This is a genomic window from Campylobacter sp. P0109 (assembly GCF_002138755.1).
GTDB lineage: Bacteria > Campylobacterota > Campylobacteria > Campylobacterales > Campylobacteraceae > Campylobacter > Campylobacter devanensis.
Genome location: NZ_MJKK01000003.1, coordinates 41,020 through 61,224 on the forward strand (window position 1 = coordinate 41,020; position 20,205 = coordinate 61,224).

Below are 20,205 nucleotides of genomic sequence, written 5' to 3' on the forward strand. Positions count from 1 at the left end.
ATTATATCACAAGTAAATTGAGCTTAAGCTTGAACGAGGGCTAATTTTTAGCTCTTTTGATTGGGTAAATTTATTTTTTTTAAATTTTGCCAATCCAGCTCTTGCTATCATAGCAGCATTATCACTACAAAATTCCATTGGTGCTACTAGTAAATTTATATCAAATTTATCACACAACTTAAGAAGCATACTGCGTAGATATATATTTGCGCTTGCTCCGCCTACTACGCCTAGATTTTTAAATTTATATTCTATACAAATCCTATTAAGCTTATCTATAATATGTTCACATGCAGCCCTTTCAAATCCAGCTGCGATATCGGCAAAATCAATATCTTGGCTGTTATTTGCTACACTCTTTTCTATTTCTAATCTAACTTGATTTTTAAGCCCTGAAAAGCTATATTCTAATCTTTTATCACCCTTTAATGGAATAGTAAATTTATATCTATGACTATTTGATTGTTTAGCTAAATTCTCAATTGCCACTCCGCCAGGATAACCTAGTCCCATCATTTTAGCAACCTTATCAAAACTCTCGCCAAAGCTATCATCGCTAGTCGAAGCTAGTGTGGTAATATCTCCATTTTCCTCAACATATAAAATCATAGTATGACCGCCACTAACTAATAAAACACCAAGAGGCAGCTGTTCAGATTCTTCTAAAAATAGCGAAAAAATATGTCCTACTAGGTGGTTTACCTCAATTAATGGTAAATTTAATCCAATAGCAAGTGCTTTTGCTACACTTACTCCACCAACAAGACTTACACTAAGACCGGGTTGATTTGTTACTGCAATTGCTTTAATATCCTTAAAATATGGCTGAATCTCTTTAATCAAATTTGGTAATGCTGCAGTATGAAGTCTTGCAGCTAGCTCAGGCACAACACCGCCATATTTGCTATGTTCTAATTCTTGGCTAATTTTTTTATGATATTTTAGCTCTAAATCTAAACCCAAAAGTGCTACTGAACTATCATCACAACTACTCTCAATCCCTAAAATCACTTTACAAACTCCACCAAAATCATACCAATAAATTTATCTTTTGAGTCTGTCTCTTCATAAAATTCAACCCTATAAATTGACTCATCTTTATCCATAGAAAAGCGTGATTTTATCATATCTTTACTAATTTTTATACCGCTTTCATCTACTGGGGTTGTGCCATAGCCTATTATATTGGTTCTCACCCCATCTCTTTTGATTATCTCAAAGCTATTTTTAGCACTGATTTTTTGTCCTAAAATTACAAATTTAGGCTCTCCTTCATCTATGCGAATTTCAATTTCATTAATCAAATTTGAATACTCAAAAAACTGCGGCGTAAATCTTGTTACAATCTTATTGCCATAATGGATATTATATTCATCTTTATTTTTAGTAAGAGCAACTAAAGCATTATCACAATCAAACTCTAGCTCGCCATCATTTGAAAGCGGAATATAACCTAAGCGAGATTTTGGCGAATAAAACATAAACTTTCCGCACACTAAAACAGATAAATCCTCATCAAGCGCCTTTTTAACGCCTTGCGGTGTTAGCTCAAATTTACGCTTAAATTCGATCCCAGCTAGCTTTAAATACTCTTCCACTGCAATTAAGTGATAATAAACTCTCTCATGCACCGGCAAGGTTTTACTCGCTTCATTTGCATATGCTGCCTTACCATTTTTTATCGCAAAATATGAAAGGCTCTTTAACATCTCTTTATCACCTTTGGCTGTATGCGTGTTGCGTAAATGGTATTTATGCTTTGGATCTAAAAGGTGCTTATTTAACTCTTTTACTACCTTATTTGCAGTAGCTTCTAAATCGCCATATATAGCATTTGGCAGAGTTGCTTGGTCAATAATAGCAATATTTCCCCAGCGATTTGAATTCATCATTTTATTTATATATTTTGGACGATAAAAACCACTTCCATCGTGCAAATTTATAAGCATAGTAATATTAGGTTGTAAAACCAAAGATTTAATCTGTTCTACTATATCTTTTTCAGGGTCTTTATCTGAAAGTGTATCAAATTTGCGATTCATATCTCCATTTATGCCACGAGATTTTTTAATAATGCTTGGCATATTTAAATTTGGCACTACATATAGCGATCCTGATGTAATCTCATATCCACGAGCTAATAAATTAGCAGACATAAATCCACCTGGTTCATCGCCTTGAATTCCGCCAGTTACAAGTACAGTATTGTTATTATCAATGCCAAGTTTTATTAAAGAAAACTCGCCATAAGCATAACTAGCAAATATAAAAATAGTTAAAAATGCAATAATTTTACGCAATATAATTCCTTTAATTTCTCATATTTTAATAATTTTTTGTTAAAAATTGATAAAATTTAACTAATATATCTATGTTTTACATACTCTCTTACTTTTTGATTTATCTCGATTACAGACTCTAAGCTATCTAGTTTAAAACAAGAAAATCTATCCAAAGCATCAAAAATCGCACTACTAATGGAGTTAAATTTAACCTTCTTACTTAAAAATCCTGCTACTATTTCATCATTTGCAGCATTTATAATTGCACCAATTTGTGGATTTTGCAAGAGATTATCTTTTAAACTAAAAGCTCTATATCGCTCTAAATCAATTGGCTCAAGAGTTATATTTTGTAATTTTGCAATATCTAAATTTTCAATAATTCTTTGATTATTAAGACCTATGGCATGAGCAATAGCTAATCTCATATCTGGCTTTGATATATGCGCAGTTGTAGAGCCATCTTTAAATTCGATAAGTGCGTGAATTAAAGACTTTCTTTCTATATATGCTTCTATATTTTGGCATCCATATAGCCAAAACGCTTCAATAATCTCAAATAGCTTATTTACCATTGTAGCGCTATCAATAGTAATCTTTGCCCCCATATTCCAATTAGGATGTTTTAATGCATCTTCTACACTAGCATCTTTTAAACTAGAAATATCACGCCCATAAAAGGCACCGCCACTTGCTGTAATAATCAATCTATGTAGCTCTGGGCGATCTTTTAGCAAAAATTTCAGTCCAAAATGCTCACTATCAATTGGCGTAATCTTTGAACAATCTAAGAATTGCCCACCAGCTACAAGACTCTCTTTATTTGCCAAAGCCAGATCAAATCCCAACTTTAAAGCCATCACACTAGGCACTAATCCATCAAATCCTACAAAAGCATTTATAAGTTTTGAGCCATGACTTTGCTCATCACATGCTATTAAAAATTTCTCTATTCCATCTTTTTTGCTAAAAACAAATTTGTGATTTACCAAAGGTTTTAAGCTATCATCATCTATATATACTAATTTTGGAGAAAATTCCTCTATTTGTGCATTTAATACTTTAAGGCTACTTTTACATGCTAAAGCATCGACTTTTAAGTTATACTCTTTGGCTAAATTTAATGCATTTAGACCGATACTTCCACTGCTACCAAGAATTATCATACAAGCACCATATACATCGCCAAGACGCCAAATAGATATCCATCCATTCTATCTAATAATCCACCCTGTTCACCTAGTATTACACCACTATCTTTAACGCCAGCTAAACGCTTTAAATAACTCTCAAATAGATCTCCAAATATCCCAAAAATTACCACACTAACTGAACATAAAATAACAATTAAAAAGTCTATATCCATCAAAAATAACCCAGCAGCCACACCAAATACAGACCCAATCACAAATCCGCCTACAACACCTTCAAGAGTCTTATTTGGGCTTGAAGCACTAAAATTTCTTTTGCCAAAAAATTTTCCTATAAAATAGGCCCCACTATCACTAGCCACCACGCTAAAAATAAGCCAAAATAGTGCCTCAATTCCATAACTTTGATAAATTGCAAAAAGCATAAACATTGGTGCAGTTGGATATATGAATGGCAAAATTATCTTTAAATTCTCATTTTTGGTATATGCTAAAACACTAGCTACTACAATCAAATTTAGAAGTATTATCTTAAAAATATCTTGAATTCCACCAATAAAAGGTAGTAGTGTAAAAAACGCCACTGCAATCACTGCAAGCGACTTTTCCTTAAGTCCATAAAGCTTTAGACTCTCTAGCACAGCAATAGCTAAAAGTACGCCAAAAATAGCAAAATTTAGCCAAAAAATATCTAGCACCACAACTGCCAAAAACGCCGCAAACAAAGCGACCCCAACAAAAATTCTCTTTTTCATAAACAATCCTTAAAAGCTGTGATTTTACCCAAATTTAGCTAAAATTTAACCAAATTTAGTTGATGAATTTGGCTACTGTTTGACGCTTATTATATGTATCAAAATATTTTATCTCAACCTTTCCAGCCCTATTTGGTAGCTTACATTGCAAAGCCCACTGCCTTACTACTCTATCTAGCAAACTGCTAACTCCATCAATGCGACAGCTCTCTATCCTCTCTCCATCAAAACTTACTATAACATTACTTGTGCCAGCTCCATAAATATATACCCCAAGCATTCCACGCTTAGCTACTACAATGTCTATTTTGCTAATATCTCCAGCTTGTAATGCTATACAAAAAAGCGCTAAAAATATATATCTCATATTATACCACTATATCTAATCTTTTAAACTCAATCCCATCCATTTCATCAAATTCGCCATCATTACTCTCATCAAGCTCAAATTCATCGCTTTCTTTATCATTGTGCTTTGGCTTGTGATTTTGCCCATTTAAATCCTCTTTTTGCGTCTGTTTTTCATGCTCATTTTCTGGATCAATTCTGTAGCTCTCCTCAGTTGGGCGAGTTTCTTCGATCTCTTTTTTCTTTTCAGTTGACGCTGCAGCATTCATTGCCATTTGCATATCTAACTTAGATTGAAAATCGCTTTGCACTGATGCTGCAACTGGAGCATTTTGATTTACATATACCATACTTGCTACTGGACCTATTGCCATGATTTTACCTTTTATTTTTATATATTCTACCAAATAGATCGGCAAAATTTGTAAATATTTGCAAATTTAGCGCTCAAAATTAATAAAAAAATGTTAATATTAAAGCCATTACTTATAAAAGGAAAAATATGAAAATAGTATGTCTAGATGCTGATACATTAGGTAATGATGTAGATTTAGATGCTGTATTTGGCAAATTTGGTGAGTTTGTTAGCTATAATATGACTGAGGCTAATCAAACAGTTCAAAGACTTCAAAATGCAGATATAGTATTAACAAATAAAGTATTAATTACAAAAGATGTTATTGCTCAAACAAATTTAAAATTAATCTGCGTAACCGCAACAGGGGTAAATAATATCGATTTAGAAGCTGCAAAAGAGGCTAATATTCCAGTTAAAAATGTAGCTGGCTACTCTACAAATAGCGTAGCTCAACAAACTTTTGCCAATATCTTAGCCATTAGAAATAGTACAAGCTACTATGAAAACTATGGCAAAAATAGCGATGGTTGGGCAAAAAGTCCAATATTTGTAAATTTAGATAGACCAATTTTCGAACTTAGCGGTAAAAGATTTTGCGTAGTTGGTCTTGGCACAATCGGTCTTGAAATAGCTAAAATCGCTCAAGCTTTTGGTTGCGATGTTTGCTACTATTCAACAAGTGGAAACAACTCAAATAGCAAATTTAAAAGAGTAAGCTTTAAAGAGGCTTTACAGTGCGATATAATAAGCATTCACGCTCCATTAAATGAAAATACAAAAAATCTATTTGATGCTAATGCCCTAAACCAGCTAAAAGATGGCGCAATGCTTGTAAATAGCGGTCGTGGCGGTATAATAGATGAAGAAAAAATCGCCCAAATTATAGATGAGCGTGAAATTTATTTTGTTACTGATGTGCTTGAAAAAGAGCCAATTAGAGCCGATCATCCTTTATTAAAAGTAAAAAATAAAGATAGATTAATGATTACTCCACATATTGCGTGGGCGAGTGTAGAGGCTAGAAAAAAACTAATTGAGCTAAGTGCTAAAAATATAGAAGATTTCATAAAGGGGTAAAAATGGCTGATGAACATAGCTTTGATATAAGTGCAAATGTCGATATGATGGAGGTCAAAAACGCTCTAGAAGTAGCTAAAAAAGAGGTTGCAAATAGGTTTGATTTTAAAGGGTTAAAGGCTGAAATTGAACTAAATGAAAAAGATAAAACCATTACTCTTTTAAGCTCTAGCGACTCTAAAATAGATGCGCTAAAAGATATAGTAATAAGCAAATTAATCAAACGAGAAATACCACCAGTTGCACTTAGTGAAAAAAGCAGAGAAAATGCAAGTGGCGGTAATACAAAATGCATACTAAAACTAAATGATACCCTTGATAGCGATAATGCTAAAAAAATTACAAAAGCGATAAAAGAGGCTAAAATCAAGGTAAATACATCAATTAGAGGCGATGAAGTAAGAGTAGTAAGCAAGTCAATTGATGAGCTTCAAAATACAATAAAGCTAGTAAAAGGTTTAAATTTAGAACTACCACTAAGCTTTAAAAATCTAAAATAAAGAGGTTAAAATGAAATTTAAAAAATTTATCACAGCATTTTTACTTTTACTAGCAGTAGGGGCAAATGCTATCACTGAAGGCAAAGAGTACATCAAACTACCATCTAATGCGCAGTTTAAAGATGCTCAAAATAGCGTTATAGAGATCTTTAGCTATGGATGTATTCACTGCTATAATCACTTTAGGGCTGGAACACTAAAGTTTATATCTGAAATCCTGCCAAATCTAAAATATGATGAGTGGCAAGTGCGTCAAATGGGCGAATTTGGCTTTTTAATGAGCGAGGTTTTAGGCTATGCTAAGAGCATAGATGAGAAAAATGGAATAAATAGTCTAAGTGCAAAATCGAATTTTCATCAAGTATTAAAAGGCTTTTTTGAAGATGCTTTTGTAAATAAAAAAACATATAAAAACGGCGAAGAATTTTATCAAAGAGCTGTAAGCATTTTAAAAGCAAATGGGGTGAAAAATGCTAGCATACAATCTATCTTAGATTACGCAGATTCAAATGAGGGTAAAGAGTATGCTAAATTAACTAACCAAGCTTTAGAGGTAGCTAAAATTAGCGGTACTCCTGGATTTATAGTAAATGGTAAATACCTTATCAATATTGAACACATAAATAGCCAAGAAGAACTAGTAGAGGCAATATCTGAGCTTATAAAATTAAAATAAAGTTAAATTTAATATTTAATTTAAAATATCTGCTATAATTTGCGATTTAAATCAATTTTAAAGAGTTATAGCAGATGAAACCTCTCTCCATAGTCCAAAATTTAGCACTCAAATATGCAAAATATTCGTTAAATAGATCTTTAAAAACTCAACTAAATTTAGATATATTACAAAATAGTAAAACCAAACTTCCAGATCCAAATATAAATTATATGCTATATGCGCATATACCATTTTGTCATACATTTTGTCCATATTGTTCATTTCATAAATATGCCTATGATGAAAACCTTGCTAAAAAGTATTTTAAAAATCTTCGCCAAGAAATGGAGCAAATCCATGCATTAGGATATAAATTTAACTCAATGTATGTTGGCGGTGGCACAACTCTTATAAATGAAGATGAGCTGATAAAAACCTTAGAGCTAGCCAAAAAGCTTTTTAATATAGATGAGATATCATGCGAGAGCGACCCAAGCCATATAAAACCTGCAAATCTTAAACGCTTTAAAGGATTAATTAGTCGGTTAAGTATTGGTGTGCAAAGCTTTAATGATGATATTTTAAAGCGTGTTGGCAGATATGAGAAATTTGGCTCAAGTGTTGATTTAGTAAATAAACTAAAAAATGCAATTAATATCTTACCGGTTACAAGTATAGACCTAATCTTTAACTTCCCAAATCAAACCAAAGATATGCTACTAAATGATATAAATCTAGCCAAAAGTATTGAAGCGCAGCAAATTACATTTTATCCGTTGATGAAATCAAATTTAACCAAAGATAAAATTGCTTCTACTTTAGGCAATAGTTACAAAGATAACGAGTATGAGTTTTACTCTATTATAGAGGAGAATTTCAAAGATTATCATAAAAATAACGCCTGGTCATACGCCAAAGAAAAATCTAGCCTAAATGATGAATATGTAAGCTCAAAACATGAGTATTTAGGAATTGGAAGTGGTGGATTTAGTTTTCTTGGTGGGGAGCTTTTTATCAATGCGTTTAATCTAAATAAATATAATGAAAAAATTCAAAACCAACAAAGTTCAGTAATTGCAAATTGCAAATTTAGCTCAAAAGAGCGGGTAAAATATCTATTTTTGACCGAAATTTTTAGTGGATTTATAGATATTGATAAATTTAATCAAACAAACAATATAAATCTATATAAAACTCTAAATTTAGAACTCAATCTCTTAAGGCTTGTTGGTGCGATAAAAATTCAAAACAACCATATAGAATCAACTCAATTTGGTAGATATTTATGGCTTAGCTTGATGAAGGAATTTTATATCGGTATGGATAAGGTTAGAGCTATTTTCAAAGATGATGCAAAGCTTCAAAATAGCTCTAAAATAAATGTAATAAAGAGTCAAATTTAGATTATTTTATATATTTTATATTTGCTTTTACCTTTAATTTATTAAAATAATCCATTATAGCAATCTCTCTTTCTTGTTCTACCATTGCATTTACTACAGCTTGTTCTACTACTTCAAATGGCGGTAAAACTGAGCCACTTTTAGCTACTATATAAAATCTTTCTAACCCCATTGGTCCTTCTAAAATTGGTGTAAATTCACCATTTGGGGTAGTATTAAAGATATAAACTAACCCAGGAGCAATCTCAGATGAACTTAGACTTAAATTCTCTTTTTGCACTCCGTTTATTTTTGCTTTATAATCTTTAGCTTGCAAATTTAAGGCCTGTGGATCATTTGAAGTATAACGAATTAGGCTAACCTTATCAAATTGCAAAAACATTCCAGGATTATTTTCATAAAATCTTTTAGCATTTTGTGGAGTGATATTTTGGTTTGGAGTATTTAAAATTCCAGCATAAAGCTTCTCTTTTTTAATCGATATTTCCATATTTTCACGCATTTGTGTTTCACTTGTACCACGAGATTTTATAACTGATTTAAATGTTTCAACGCTCATTTTATTTGCACTGGCTAACTGAGCGATCTTTTGTTCTATTTCTAATTGACTTGCAGTTATATTTAGCTTTTTTATTTGAGCAAGCTCAAGTTTATCTTTTATTAGTAGATTTAGTGCAGCCTCTTTGTTTAGATTCATCTTAGTCATCGTAGTGTTTAGCTCATAAGTCGTAATCGGTTCATTATCTACAGTCGCAACTAAACCACCTACAAATCTAGCATCGGCACAAATAGCCAAAAATAGTGCTGTAAAAATTAAATTTTTTATCATATAAAACCTTTATTAAAGCAAATTTGAGCTAAAATTATATCCAAATTTAAATAAATAATAGGATAATTGTAATGCTAACTACAAGATTTGCTCCATCTCCAACTGGATTTTTACACATTGGTGGGCTTAGAACTGCACTATATAGCTATCTTTATGCTCGCAAAAATGGCGGTAAATTTCTACTTCGAATAGAAGATACCGATCTTAAAAGAAACTCACAAGAGGCTACAATTGCTATTAGAGAAGCCTTTAATTGGTGTGGGTTGGATTATGATGGTGAAGTAGAGTATCAATCAAAAAGATTTGATATTTATAAAAAATATATTGATCAACTACTAAAAGATGGCAAAGCCTACAAGTGCTACACTACTCAAGAAGAGCTAGCGCAGATGAGAGCCGAGGCTGAAGCCAATAAGCAAAGACCAAAATATGATGGCAGATATAGAGATTTTAATGGCACACCACCACAAGGCATTGAGCCTGTAATTCGTATAAAAGCTCCACTTGATGGAGTAATTGAATTTACCGATGGAGTAAAAGGGTATATTAAATTTAACTGCGAGGATATCTTAGATGATTTTATTATCGCTAGAAGTGATGGGTCGCCTACATATAATTTTTGTGTTGTGATAGATGATGCATTGATGGGAGTTACACATATCATTAGAGGCGATGATCACCTAAGCAACACGCCAAAACAGATTATACTATATGAAGCACTTGGATTTAAAATTCCAGAGTTTTTTCATGTAGCTATGATCAATGGAAGCGATGGAGCAAAACTTAGCAAAAGACACGGCGCAACAGATGTAATGGAGTATAAAAATATGGGCTATCTACCTGAGGCATTGCTAAATTTCTTAGTGCGTCTTGGCTGGAGCCATGGAGATGATGAGATATTTAGTATGCATCAAATGTTAGAGCTATTTGATCCATATAATCTTAGCAAATCAGCCTCTACATATAATCCATCAAAACTAGAATGGCTAAATGCTCACTACATAAAAACTTTACCATTTGAAAGATTAGCTGATGATATGCTATATTTTGGATTAGATTTTAGGGCAATAAATAAAGGCCAAATGCTACTAGATCTATTAAGAGAGCGTTCAAAAACTCTCTTAGAACTAAAAGCTTCGGCTCTTGCTATCATCAATCAACCAACAAATTATGACCAAAATGCTGTGAAAAAATTTATAAATGATGATAATAAGCTACTTTTAAGCGAATTTGCCAACTCTCTTGGTAATGCCAATATGGATGCTAAGGCAGTTGAGGAGATGACAAATAAATTTCTAACTCAAAAAGGCAAAAAGCTAAAAGATCTAGCCCAACCAATTAGAATAGCAATTACAGGTAGTGCGGTAAGTCCTAGTATCTTTGAAGTTATAGAATTTATCGGTCTTGATGAGTTAAAATCAAGAATCCAAAACTTCCTAAAATCTTTATAAAACTTAGCTAGAGCTTAAGGCTCTGGCTTTTATTTTATTAAGTATAGCTTAAATTTACCATTTAATTTACAAAAAGTAACACATAAATAATAAATTTTATCTATTATTTAAATATTTACCTATAATGAAATAAATTTAAGTTATAATTCTATATTATTTTAAAATTTAAAGTTAAATTTAAGGAAAGAATATGAGTTTAAAACAAAAAGCTCTTGATTATCACATAGATGGCAAGATAGAAATCAATGTCAAAAAACCTTGTGTGAGTGCTGAAGATTTAAGTCTAGCATATAGCCCAGGAGTTGCTGAACCTTGTATGGAGATAAGTGCAAACAACGAATTAGCCTACAAATACACAAACAAAGGCAATCTAGTAGCCGTAATCACAGATAGCACGGCGGTTTTAGGCCTTGGTGATATCGGTGCTATCGCTGGAAAACCTGTTATGGAGGGCAAATCTGTTTTATTTAAAAAATTTGCCAATGTAGATGCCTTTGATATCGAACTTGATGAGAAAGACCCAGATAAGATAGTTGAAATTTGTAAAGCTCTAGCCCCAACTTTTGGTGGTATAAACCTAGAAGATATCGCCGCTCCAAAATGCTTTTACATAGAGAAAAAACTTCAAGAAAGTGTAAATATCCCTGTAATGCACGATGATCAGCACGGCACAGCCATTATCACAACGGCGGGATTATTAAACGCTTTAGAGATAAATGGCAAGGATATTAGTAAAATTAAAGTTGTAGTAAGCGGTAGCGGAGCAGCCGGAATAGCATGTGCGAAAATGTATCAAAGTGTCGGGGTTAAAAATATAATTATGTGCGATAGCAAGGGCGTTATCCACTCAAAAAGAGATGATTTGACCGAGCAAAAAATGGAATTTGCCATAGACACAGATGATAGAACTTTGGGCGATGCTTTAAGGGGTGCTGATATGTTTTTAGGCCTTTCTAAAGCCAAACTTCTAACGCCTGATATGGTAAAAAGCATGGCAAATAATCCTATAATCTTCGCTCTAGCCAATCCAGAGCCAGAGATCAGACCAGAAGAAGCTCATGCGATTAGAGATGATATCATCATCGGTACAGGCAGAAGCGACTATCCAAATCAGGTAAATAATGTCTTAGGATTTCCATTTATATTTCGTGGTGCGCTCGATGTAAGAGCGACAAAAATCACCGAAAATATGAAAATAGCCGCCGCACAAGCTCTAGCAAAATTAGCCAAAGAGAGCGTCCCTAGCGAGGTTTGCAAAGCTTATGGCGTAGATGAGATTAAATTTGGTAAAGATTATATAATCCCAAAACCATTTGACCCAAGAGTTCTTTTAGTAGTAGCTCCAGCTGTAGCAAAAGCAGCTGTAGAAGATGGAGTGGCATTGGTAAAAGAGTTTGATGAGAGTGCTTATATACAAAGGCTAAAAAATTTATTTTAACTTATAAATTTAGTGATAACTGCTTATACTCATGCGGTTATCACTATCAAAATTAAATTTCATCAATATTTTATATAAATTTTTTCTTAATTCAAATTTATTTAATACTAAATTTAAATTTCATAATAAATTAAATCTTTTTATCCCCCTTATAATATCCAAAAATCTCACTTGAGCCATCCTTTTTCATCAAAATTACAGGATATTTCTCCTCTATTCCTTGCTCCATTCCAGGGCTTCCCATAGGCATACCAGGGGCTGAAATTCCTATCACGCCATTAGGCTTATTTTCTAATAGCCAATCCACAGCGCTACTAGGCACATGCCCCTCAATAGCGTAACCATCGATAACCCCTGTGTGACAACTTTGATACTCATCTTTGATATTTAATTTTTCTTTAATTTTTATAAAGTCCTCACTAGCATGAGAGCTGATCTTATAACCATTTTTCTCCATATAACTTTCCCAAAGCCCACAACAACCACATGATGGCGACTTATAAACATGGATTAATCTCTCTTGAGCAAACAAAGGTAGAGCCAAAGCAAGAGCAAAAATATACTTTTTGAGTATTTTTCCTTTTATATCTTTATAATAATACTTTTTTATAATAAACAGATACTAAAGCTATTTTAAACCCAAATTCTAAGCGGTTTTGGGTAAAATTTATCCTTATCGTCTATTAAATTTATATCATTTTGATTATTTGGCATCAATCTAGTATAAATTTGATCTATGATTATGGTTTTACCATCTTTTGTTTGGAGTGTGAATTTGTTATTTGATAACTTTTTGATTATCTCCACACCTAGATCTTTTAGGGATTTTATCTCGATTTGCCCTGTGATTTTATCTTGGATTTTAGCTGCGCTCACCACCAAATCTATATCTTGATTTAGCTCTATTTGAGTGGCGAATTTAGCATTTAAATTTAGCTCTACGTCAAAAGCCTTACCGCTATCTTTATAAAGCTCATTTACGATTATCTCCCTTCCGCTGTTAAATTTAAGGGTAAATGTGCCATTTTTATTAATTCTTATAGCTGTTAATGTGTCTGTGTCTTTAAGCATATTTGCGGTATTTGCTCTATCTTTTTCAAAGCTATCTTTAACTTTTTGTAGATTTTCTAAGGTGAAGTTAAGTCCGGTCGCAGAGCTAAATTCACGCTCTATAGACAGCATAACGCTAGATTTTACATTTTGATACTTTGCCTTTGTTTCATCATCAAATTCATTTATATAATCATCTCTATTTTTAAGCTCGCTCATATAATCATTGTATAAATTCATAAATCTCGTGTATTGTTGATTTTGATAAGAGTTTTTATCGCTATCTCGCCAATAGTACTCTTTGGTTGTTGTATCAAATACATTATTAAAGCCAAAATTTGTAGTATGCGGATAACTCGATAACTCTTCTAATCTATAACTCCCATCAACTCCTTGCTTAGCATAAGCAATCCCAAGCAATCCATTAAAAGCTCCCAAATTTGAATTTATATCTATCCAACCATCTTCATCAGCTAGTTTTGAGAGCTCTTTTATATCATTCTCATTCATACTTTCATATCTTACTTCAGGCTTAAAAATAGAGTATGGATTATAATCTTTTAGCGATTGTAATGAGTTTTCATAAGCTTCTATTGTTCCATAATTATCTTTTTGAGCTTCAAGTTTTTTCAAGGCATTGCTCTTGCTATCTATGAAATCTTTTAAATTTATACTATCAACTACTTCGCTAAGTTTTTTGATAATCTCATTTCCATCTTTATCATAAGCTCTTATTTTTAATTTATCAAAGTAGGTGTCATTTTTATCTACAAATCCATTTCCATCACTATCAAATCTAAAAAGCTGCGAATTTGAGCTAAAGCTTCCAACTCCTAATCTATCATTATCCCCAGCTAAATCCAAAAATAGCTCCGCTTTACCAAATTTAGTATCAATTAAATTTGAGTTTGCGTAGGAGTTTAGGTAGTACTCTTGCGGGATTTTGCCATATTGATAATAATTATTATGAAAAAAATATCCACTATCAAATGTTGGATACTCAAAATCCTCTATGGTAATAGTATGTTCTCTTACTTCTGATATACCTCTTATATCTGACGCACCAAATGTTGAATTATAAAAAGCACCACCTAAAATACTCTTTGTTTGTCTAGCGATAAATTCATCCAACGCTTCTTCTTTGGTTTGTGTTTTTGTTCCATATTTTTGGACTATATTTATGTCTCCGTAAGATCCTGCATAATAATCATAATACTCTATTTTTCTACCAAATCTATCAGTGTTTTCATCTTGTTTTATTTGCTCTGTTTGAGCGAAATTTAGCTCTATTTTTGGCAATTTTTGATTAATTTGAATTTGAAATGTATTTGATGATAGCAAGCTAATATTCATTTTAAACCTTTCTTGCGTTGAGCTTTAGGCGAATTAATCGCCCAAAGTTAATTAATATGCCTTAATATCGGCAACTCTAAGTTCGCCATTATTAAAATAAAAGATAAAATTATCTGCTGAAAAAAGAGCAGAAACTAAAAAATAGTTGCTAAAGCAAATTTTTCATAAAATCTCTTTTTATTTGAAATATAATCCATAAATCGGCTATAAGAAAAATAGCTTAATATATTTTGATTTATTTTAGATATAATTCCCTACGCTAACACTCAAAAATTAAGCAAATTTGGGGTATAATCCATATATTTAATCCAAATTTTAAGCCATAAAGGCTACAAATCTCAGCCCTTAAAGACGCTGAAGATAACACACTATAAAGGGTTTAAATATGCTATTTGGTAAGATTGATTATCTAAATTTGCTTCCATTTCATGTATTTTTAAAGCGCTACCCACTAAGCAATCAAACTAAAAAATCTATTGAATTCAAAAAAGGCACCCCAGCAAAGTTATGCGAAGATCTAAGCAAAAGACGAATCGATGCCGCCATCATCTCAAGCATAGAGAGTAGAAATCCAAAATACACAAAACTAAATTTAGGAATATGCGCCAAAGGTGCGGTAAAATCTGTCTTGGTGCGTAAAAATAGCCCCAAAAAACTAGACCCCGCATCTAAGAGTTCAAATATGCTTGGTAAAATTTTATCGCTTAATGGAGAGATAATAATAGGAGATGAAGCATTAAGACAATATATAAAAGATGGTGGGGATAAATTTTATGATATGGGTGAAATTTGGTATCAAAAAACGGGGTTACCTTTTGTTTTTGGACTATTTTGCTGTAATAAAAATCAAAATTTGTATAAAAAAATTATTAATCAATTCTTAAAGCAAAAAATAAAGATACCAAAATACATACTCAATGAATATTCAAAAAGTAGAAATATATCACCAAGCCTGATTTTATGGTATTTAGAGCACATTAGTTATAGTGTGAATACCAAAGAAAAAAGAGCTTTAAAAAAATTTATCTCTCTAGCAAAAAAGCATAATTTTCACCCATAAAGTGGGTAAATTTGTAACAATATAACCAAAAATTATCCCAAATTTTTCTATATTCAGATTAAATTTAAGAAAAATTAAATATAATCCAACTACAAACATTTTCACAATAGGAGTTACAATGTCAGTACATGAGTATATCAACCAAACACTTGAAAATATCAAAAAGTCAAGTCCAGGTCAAACAACATTTTTACAAGCCGCTACAGAGGTTTTACATACTTTAGAGCCACTTTTAGAAAAAGAGAAAAAGTATCTAGATCACAAAATCATAGATCGTATTGTAATGCCTGAAAGAACTACGATGTTTAGAGTGACTTATATGAATGACAAAAACGAACCTTGCTCACACTTCGGATATCGTGTAGAATTTAACTCTGCTCTTGGACCATATAAAGGTGGTTTGAGATTTCACCCATCAGTATGCCTTGATATCATCAAATTTTTAGGCTTTGAGCAAATCTTTAAAAACTCACTCACAGGTCTTAATATGGGCGGCGGTAAAGGCGGCGCAAATTTCGATCCAAAAGGCAAAAGCGATGGCGAGATTATGAGATTTTGTCAAGCTTTCATGAATGAATTATACAAATTAATCGGCGATGTAAAAGATGTCCCAGCTGGCGATATCGGCGTTGGTGGTCGTGAAATTGGCTATATGTTTGGTCAATATAAAAAACTAACAAATCGCTTTGATGGTGCTTTGACTGGTAAAGGACTAGACTGGGGTGGTAGCTTAGTAAGGGTAGAAGCTACTGGTTATGGCTCAGTATATTTCGCTCAAGAGATGCTTAAAAAACAAAATAGCAGCCTAGAAGGCAAAAAATGTTCAATAAGCGGTGCTGGCAATGTGGCTATATATACAGCTCAAAAACTATATCAACTTGGCGCACTTCCTATAACAGTTAGTGATTCAACTGGATTTATCTATGATAGTGAAGGTATCGATGTAGAGCTATTAAAACGCATTAAAGAGGTTGAGAGAAAAGGCCTTAGCGAATACGCAGCGGCTAAACCTAGTGCGAAATTCACTCCTGTTAGCGAGTATAAAGCTGGTACAAATGCTATTTGGAGCGTTCCATGTGATGCTGCATTCCCAAGTGCTACACAAAATGAGCTAAATTTAGAAGATATCAAAACTCTTTATAATAATGGTTGTAGATTGGTTTGTGAAGGCGCAAATATGCCTAGCACACTTGAGGCTATTGATTTTATGCTTAGCAAAAAAGATTTCTTATTTGGTCCTGCTAAGGCTGCAAATGCTGGTGGCGTGGCAACTAGTGGATTAGAAATGGCACAAAACGCAAGTATGCAAAAATGGACTTTCGATGAAGTAGATAGCAAACTTCACCGCATTATGACAAATATCTTTGAAGCTAGCTATGAAACTTCTGTTGAATTTGGCGTACCGGGCAACCTTGTTCTAGGAGCAAATATCGCAGGATTTAGAAAAGTCGCTGATGCGATGATCGATCAAGGATATGTATAATAAACTCTAGCCGACAATGCGTCGGCTGAGCCATTTATGTGGTTCAAAATTAAAAATCAAATAACCGAAGAAATTCAATCATCTAAATCTGAATTTAAATAATAGAATTTTATTAATCTAAAAATCACTTAATCTAAAAAATTGATTTGAATTTAATAATCTAAAAATTTATTAACCAAATTTTGGTTAATCTAAATTTGCTTAGTCTAAAAAAATTAAATAGTCTAAATCTAAAAATTTAAACAATCACTCCACTACTCTTCTAGCAATCGTAGGGCTAAGCTTAACTAAAATATCATAATTAATAGTATCAAAAAACTCCGCCCAAATATCAGCATTATCAAATACGCAGATTCTCTCACCCATATCTATAGAGCTAAAGCTATCCATAGACATCTTGCCTAAAATTGGCTCGCCATTGGCTAAATATAACTCGCCTTTACCATTATAACGAAGCAACCCATCGCCATAGCCAAGGTCATATGTAGCAATATTCATATCATATTTAGCCGTAAATACGCCACCATAGCCCACGCTTTGACCAGCTTTTAATACTCTAGAGCTTACACGATTTGCATATAGCTTTAAAACTTTTTTTAATCCTAAGCTCTCATCAAATCCAGAATATCCAAATTGTGCCATACCAGCACGAACATACTCATCGCCTACATCGCTAGCTCTTTCTATTGCTGCGGAGTTATGAGAATGAAATATAAGCTCTTTATTAAATAGCTCTCTTATCATAATTTTAGCTAGCTCAAAATTATCTTTTTGCACGAAGTAATCTGCCCCATGCTCATCGCTAGCTCTAAAGTGAGTAAAAGCACCTTTTAGATCTAAATTTCGTCTTTTAATAATCTCTATAGCACTTTTAATCTGACTTACATCTATACCATTTCTATGCATTAAAGTATCAATAGCAAGATGAATTTGAGTACCAGGCCTAATAATCTCTAAAGCCCTAATATCATTAATAGCATAAATAAACTCACTACTTTCATTTCCAGTTGGCAGATGAGAAAGCACTATAATACTCTTAAATAATCCAGCTAGTTCTCTAGCTTCTATCTCGCTTTTTACGCAGGTTATCTCTATACCAAACTCTTTTGCAATTTTCCCCATTAAAAGCGCCCCATGCCCATAAGCATTATCTTTTAATACAGAAATTATTCGTTTTTTAGAGCCTACTTTTTTAGCAATTTGAGTAAGATTATGCTCATAAGCACTCTTAGAGAGTAAGATCTCAGACATTAAAGCTCAAATCAAATTTTTTATAAATATGTGGCAACATCTTTCTTACTGCATAATCATATGCGTAAAACTCTTTATATAGTGCTTTTAGACTTGGTTCATTACAAGCATCAAAGTCAAAAGCCGTGCTATTGCCCTTTTTAGGCACACTCGCATCCAAAACTTCAAAAAATCTACCCCTTGCAGCTAAAAACTCTTCTATTTGCTTTTTAACTAACTCTTTATCATCGCTCATTTTTTACTCCTCTATTAATATTTTCATCTTATTATTTTCTACAGCCACATATAGCACCTTTTGCCCATCAAAATTATATGTATCAGCTCTATATCTCTCATCAAAGCTCACACGATAAATATTTTTACTATCAGTACTAGGATATGGTACGATTGTAAAGTTTTTAAATTCAATTATCTTGCTTTCATTCTTACTAAATACTCTTTTTTTCATCGCCGAGAATTCGCTTAATTTCATTCCATCAAAACGGCGAAAATCACTACTATAAAAGCTTAAATATCTATCCAAATCGCTTATCGTCCAAGCATTTTTCCACGCAAAAAGTCCAGCAAAAATCACTGCAATATCTGAAGTTAAAGCTTGCGGATAGCCTTTTTCACTAATTATTACAATGGATTTATTATTTTTTACGACATCTTCAAAGGCTATTAACAGATCATTTTTCATCGCCACACAACCTCTAGTTTCTACTTCGTTTTCTCTTACATCGCCCTCCATCGGATAGCCATGAATCCAAATCCCGCTGCCGGTTCTGCTACGCATCTTATCGTATAAATTTGGATATGAAAGACTAAAGGCAACTGGCCCATAATATGTTGTTGGCGGGGTAAATCTACGAGTAATCTCATATGCACCTACAGGTGTTTTTAGATCACCCTCGACTAGTTTTTCGCCCATTAATCCAGTGATTATCTCATTGCTTTTTAACACCTTAATATTACCATTTTCATATCTATTTATTGAAATTTGCTTTGCAGTTTTATCCACTGCAATAATAAGTCTATCGCTATTACTATAGTAGCCGTATGTCAAGTTCATATCTTTTAAATTATTATTCCAGTATTCTGGATTTTGAAGATTTTTTTCTATCTTTTTTTGCACTGCTGTGATACCACCTTGAAGGTATAAGTCTTCTAATTCACCAGCAATCATACAAGCTGAAATTAGTAGCAAAATAAGCTTTTTCACTCTGTTTTTCCTTGAATTTTATAAATTTTTAAATTCCAAAATTATATCAAAATCGGTTGAAAATTAATTTAAATTCCTGTATAATTTGGCCTATTTAAATTTTTATATAAGGATATTGTAATGTTCAAATATTTCTCTTTAGCAGCTATAACTATGCTTACTTTACAAGCTGAAGTTTTATTAGTTGACCCATATGCCAAAGCAACTCCACCAAATGCTAAAAACAGCGCTGCATTTATGAAAATTCAAAATACAAGCAATAGCGATGTTGAATTAATTTCAGCTAATAGTAATATAAGTAAAGTAACTGAACTTCACACTCACATAGAAGAAAATGGTATGAAAAAAATGATACAAATTCCAAGTATCAAAATCCCAGCTAATTCATCAGTTGAACTAAAACCAGGTGGACTTCATATAATGTTTTTAGGTATTCAAAATCAAATCAATGAAAATAGCAATATAGATTTAAATTTAACCTTTAGCAATGGCAAAACTTATGAACTAAACCAAATTCCGGTTAAAAAAGTAATTCCAGCTAAGATGCATTAATA

Annotated in this window: 21 protein-coding genes; 9 read left to right on the top strand and 12 right to left on the bottom strand. The window is 32.6% G+C overall.

What is annotated here, in order from left to right; all coding sequences use genetic code 11:
* Positions 1 to 6: 6 nt before the first annotated feature.
* Genes tsaD through CIGNP109_RS04030 form a run of 6 tightly spaced genes read right to left on the bottom strand, consistent with a single transcriptional unit; the run spans position 7 to position 4,910 of the window.
* A complete protein-coding gene (tsaD, locus tag CIGNP109_RS04005; protein WP_086228300.1) occupies positions 7 to 1,011 on the bottom strand; it encodes a tRNA (adenosine(37)-N6)-threonylcarbamoyltransferase complex transferase subunit TsaD in 1,005 nt (334 codons plus the stop codon).
* Positions 1,008 to 2,300: a M99 family carboxypeptidase catalytic domain-containing protein gene (locus tag CIGNP109_RS04010; RefSeq protein ID WP_236847552.1), complete on the bottom strand. Its 1,293-nt coding sequence runs from the start codon at positions 2,298 to 2,300 to the stop codon at positions 1,008 to 1,010. Before CIGNP109_RS04010 ends, tsaD begins: the two co-directional genes overlap by 4 nt.
* A 56-nt stretch (positions 2,301 to 2,356) precedes the next feature.
* Complete coding sequence (gene dxr / locus CIGNP109_RS04015; protein WP_086228301.1) at positions 2,357 to 3,448, bottom strand: 1-deoxy-D-xylulose-5-phosphate reductoisomerase; 1,092 nt, start codon at positions 3,446 to 3,448, stop codon at positions 2,357 to 2,359.
* Positions 3,445 to 4,188: a phosphatidate cytidylyltransferase gene (locus tag CIGNP109_RS04020; RefSeq protein WP_086228302.1), complete on the bottom strand. Its 744-nt coding sequence runs from the start codon at positions 4,186 to 4,188 to the stop codon at positions 3,445 to 3,447. The genes dxr and CIGNP109_RS04020 overlap by 4 nt, the downstream gene beginning before the upstream one ends.
* Positions 4,189 to 4,243: 55 nt before the next feature.
* Entirely contained in the window at positions 4,244 to 4,555 is a 312-nt protein-coding gene (locus CIGNP109_RS04025; RefSeq protein WP_086228303.1) for a hypothetical protein, read from the bottom strand.
* A gap of 1 nt (position 4,556) precedes the next feature.
* Positions 4,557 to 4,910: a hypothetical protein gene (locus CIGNP109_RS04030; RefSeq protein WP_086228304.1), complete on the bottom strand. Its 354-nt coding sequence runs from the start codon at positions 4,908 to 4,910 to the stop codon at positions 4,557 to 4,559.
* Between the two features lie 128 nt (positions 4,911 to 5,038).
* Between CIGNP109_RS04030 and CIGNP109_RS04035 the strand changes: the two genes are divergently transcribed.
* The 4 genes from CIGNP109_RS04035 (at position 5,039) to CIGNP109_RS04050 (ending at position 8,532) form a co-directional block, all read left to right on the top strand.
* The gene (locus CIGNP109_RS04035; protein ID WP_086228305.1) at positions 5,039 to 5,971 is read left to right on the top strand and encodes a D-2-hydroxyacid dehydrogenase; all 933 of its coding nucleotides are present in this window, start codon (positions 5,039 to 5,041) and stop codon (positions 5,969 to 5,971) included.
* Between the two features lie 2 nt (positions 5,972 to 5,973).
* Positions 5,974 to 6,471 (top strand): YajQ family cyclic di-GMP-binding protein, encoded by a 498-nt coding sequence (locus tag CIGNP109_RS04040; protein ID WP_086228306.1) that lies wholly within the window; start codon positions 5,974 to 5,976, stop codon positions 6,469 to 6,471.
* Between the two features lie 10 nt (positions 6,472 to 6,481).
* Positions 6,482 to 7,147: a disulfide isomerase gene (locus tag CIGNP109_RS04045; RefSeq protein ID WP_086228307.1), complete on the top strand. Its 666-nt coding sequence runs from the start codon at positions 6,482 to 6,484 to the stop codon at positions 7,145 to 7,147.
* Between the two features lie 74 nt (positions 7,148 to 7,221).
* The gene (locus tag CIGNP109_RS04050; RefSeq protein WP_086228308.1) at positions 7,222 to 8,532 is read left to right on the top strand and encodes a coproporphyrinogen III oxidase family protein; all 1,311 of its coding nucleotides are present in this window, start codon (positions 7,222 to 7,224) and stop codon (positions 8,530 to 8,532) included.
* A gap of 1 nt (position 8,533) precedes the next feature.
* Here CIGNP109_RS04050 and CIGNP109_RS04055 read toward each other — a convergent pair whose 3' ends face one another.
* Entirely contained in the window at positions 8,534 to 9,361 is an 828-nt protein-coding gene (locus tag CIGNP109_RS04055; protein ID WP_179187277.1) for a peptidylprolyl isomerase, read from the bottom strand.
* Between the two features lie 71 nt (positions 9,362 to 9,432).
* Here CIGNP109_RS04055 and gltX point away from each other — a divergent pair, with 71 nt between their 5' ends.
* A complete protein-coding gene (gltX, locus tag CIGNP109_RS04060) occupies positions 9,433 to 10,812 on the top strand; it encodes a glutamate--tRNA ligase (RefSeq protein WP_086228309.1) in 1,380 nt (459 codons plus the stop codon).
* A gap of 190 nt (positions 10,813 to 11,002) precedes the next feature.
* Positions 11,003 to 12,250, top strand: a complete 1,248-nt coding sequence (locus CIGNP109_RS04065) for a malic enzyme-like NAD(P)-binding protein (RefSeq protein ID WP_086228310.1) — start codon at positions 11,003 to 11,005, stop codon at positions 12,248 to 12,250.
* Positions 12,251 to 12,380: 130 nt separating this feature from the next.
* On the opposite strand, the gene CIGNP109_RS04070 is transcribed toward CIGNP109_RS04065, so the two are convergent.
* On the bottom strand, positions 12,381 to 12,824 hold the full coding sequence (locus CIGNP109_RS04070) for a DUF411 domain-containing protein (protein WP_439098217.1): 444 nt from the start codon (positions 12,822 to 12,824) through the stop codon (positions 12,381 to 12,383).
* Between the two features lie 59 nt (positions 12,825 to 12,883).
* Entirely contained in the window at positions 12,884 to 14,653 is a 1,770-nt protein-coding gene (locus CIGNP109_RS04075) for a hypothetical protein (protein ID WP_086228311.1), read from the bottom strand.
* A 385-nt stretch (positions 14,654 to 15,038) separates the two neighbouring features.
* On the opposite strand from CIGNP109_RS04075, the gene CIGNP109_RS04080 reads away from it, so the two are divergent.
* On the top strand, positions 15,039 to 15,713 hold the full coding sequence (locus tag CIGNP109_RS04080; protein WP_086228312.1) for an MqnA/MqnD/SBP family protein: 675 nt from the start codon (positions 15,039 to 15,041) through the stop codon (positions 15,711 to 15,713).
* A 118-nt stretch (positions 15,714 to 15,831) separates the two neighbouring features.
* Positions 15,832 to 17,196 (top strand): NADP-specific glutamate dehydrogenase, encoded by a 1,365-nt coding sequence (gene gdhA, locus CIGNP109_RS04085; protein ID WP_086228313.1) that lies wholly within the window; start codon positions 15,832 to 15,834, stop codon positions 17,194 to 17,196.
* A 246-nt stretch (positions 17,197 to 17,442) separates the two neighbouring features.
* Here gdhA and CIGNP109_RS04090 read toward each other — a convergent pair whose 3' ends face one another.
* From CIGNP109_RS04090 to CIGNP109_RS04100, 3 genes are read right to left on the bottom strand one after another with little or no spacing between them, the layout of a single operon-like run.
* Complete coding sequence (locus tag CIGNP109_RS04090; RefSeq protein ID WP_086225326.1) at positions 17,443 to 18,447, bottom strand: alanine racemase; 1,005 nt, start codon at positions 18,445 to 18,447, stop codon at positions 17,443 to 17,445.
* Positions 18,440 to 18,682 carry a CmeU family protein gene (gene cmeU, locus CIGNP109_RS04095; RefSeq protein WP_086225325.1) on the bottom strand — a complete coding sequence of 81 codons (243 nt, stop codon included), beginning with the start codon at positions 18,680 to 18,682 and terminating at the stop codon, positions 18,440 to 18,442. The genes CIGNP109_RS04090 and cmeU overlap by 8 nt, the downstream gene beginning before the upstream one ends.
* Positions 18,683 to 18,685: 3 nt before the next feature.
* Entirely contained in the window at positions 18,686 to 19,651 is a 966-nt protein-coding gene (locus CIGNP109_RS04100; RefSeq protein ID WP_086227257.1) for a L,D-transpeptidase family protein, read from the bottom strand.
* Positions 19,652 to 19,771: 120 nt separating this feature from the next.
* Between CIGNP109_RS04100 and CIGNP109_RS04105 the strand changes: the two genes are divergently transcribed.
* Positions 19,772 to 20,203 (top strand): copper chaperone PCu(A)C, encoded by a 432-nt coding sequence (locus CIGNP109_RS04105; RefSeq protein ID WP_086225323.1) that lies wholly within the window; start codon positions 19,772 to 19,774, stop codon positions 20,201 to 20,203.
* Positions 20,204 to 20,205: the final 2 nt, after the last annotated feature.

Excerpts from the sequence above, each read along its gene's own strand:
- dxr (WP_086228301.1), bottom strand. The coding sequence starts at position 3,448 with ATGATAATTCTTGGTAGCAGTGGAAGTATCGGTCTAAATGCATTAAAT.
- CIGNP109_RS04020 (WP_086228302.1), bottom strand. The coding sequence starts at position 4,188 with ATGAAAAAGAGAATTTTTGTTGGGGTCGCTTTGTTTGCGGCGTTTTTG.
- CIGNP109_RS04025 (WP_086228303.1), bottom strand. The coding sequence starts at position 4,555 with ATGAGATATATATTTTTAGCGCTTTTTTGTATAGCATTACAAGCTGGA.
- CIGNP109_RS04030 (WP_086228304.1), bottom strand. The coding sequence starts at position 4,910 with ATGGCAATAGGTCCAGTAGCAAGTATGGTATATGTAAATCAAAATGCT.
- CIGNP109_RS04035 (WP_086228305.1), top strand. The coding sequence starts at position 5,039 with ATGAAAATAGTATGTCTAGATGCTGATACATTAGGTAATGATGTAGAT.
- CIGNP109_RS04040 (WP_086228306.1), top strand. The coding sequence starts at position 5,974 with ATGGCTGATGAACATAGCTTTGATATAAGTGCAAATGTCGATATGATG.
- CIGNP109_RS04045 (WP_086228307.1), top strand. The coding sequence starts at position 6,482 with ATGAAATTTAAAAAATTTATCACAGCATTTTTACTTTTACTAGCAGTA.
- CIGNP109_RS04050 (WP_086228308.1), top strand. The coding sequence starts at position 7,222 with ATGAAACCTCTCTCCATAGTCCAAAATTTAGCACTCAAATATGCAAAA.
- CIGNP109_RS04055 (WP_179187277.1), bottom strand. The coding sequence starts at position 9,361 with ATGATAAAAAATTTAATTTTTACAGCACTATTTTTGGCTATTTGTGCC.
- gltX (WP_086228309.1), top strand. The coding sequence starts at position 9,433 with ATGCTAACTACAAGATTTGCTCCATCTCCAACTGGATTTTTACACATT.
- CIGNP109_RS04065 (WP_086228310.1), top strand. The coding sequence starts at position 11,003 with ATGAGTTTAAAACAAAAAGCTCTTGATTATCACATAGATGGCAAGATA.
- CIGNP109_RS04075 (WP_086228311.1), bottom strand. The coding sequence starts at position 14,653 with ATGAATATTAGCTTGCTATCATCAAATACATTTCAAATTCAAATTAAT.
- CIGNP109_RS04080 (WP_086228312.1), top strand. The coding sequence starts at position 15,039 with ATGCTATTTGGTAAGATTGATTATCTAAATTTGCTTCCATTTCATGTA.
- gdhA (WP_086228313.1), top strand. The coding sequence starts at position 15,832 with ATGTCAGTACATGAGTATATCAACCAAACACTTGAAAATATCAAAAAG.
- CIGNP109_RS04090 (WP_086225326.1), bottom strand. The coding sequence starts at position 18,447 with ATGTCTGAGATCTTACTCTCTAAGAGTGCTTATGAGCATAATCTTACT.
- cmeU (WP_086225325.1), bottom strand. The coding sequence starts at position 18,682 with ATGAGCGATGATAAAGAGTTAGTTAAAAAGCAAATAGAAGAGTTTTTA.
- CIGNP109_RS04105 (WP_086225323.1), top strand. The coding sequence starts at position 19,772 with ATGTTCAAATATTTCTCTTTAGCAGCTATAACTATGCTTACTTTACAA.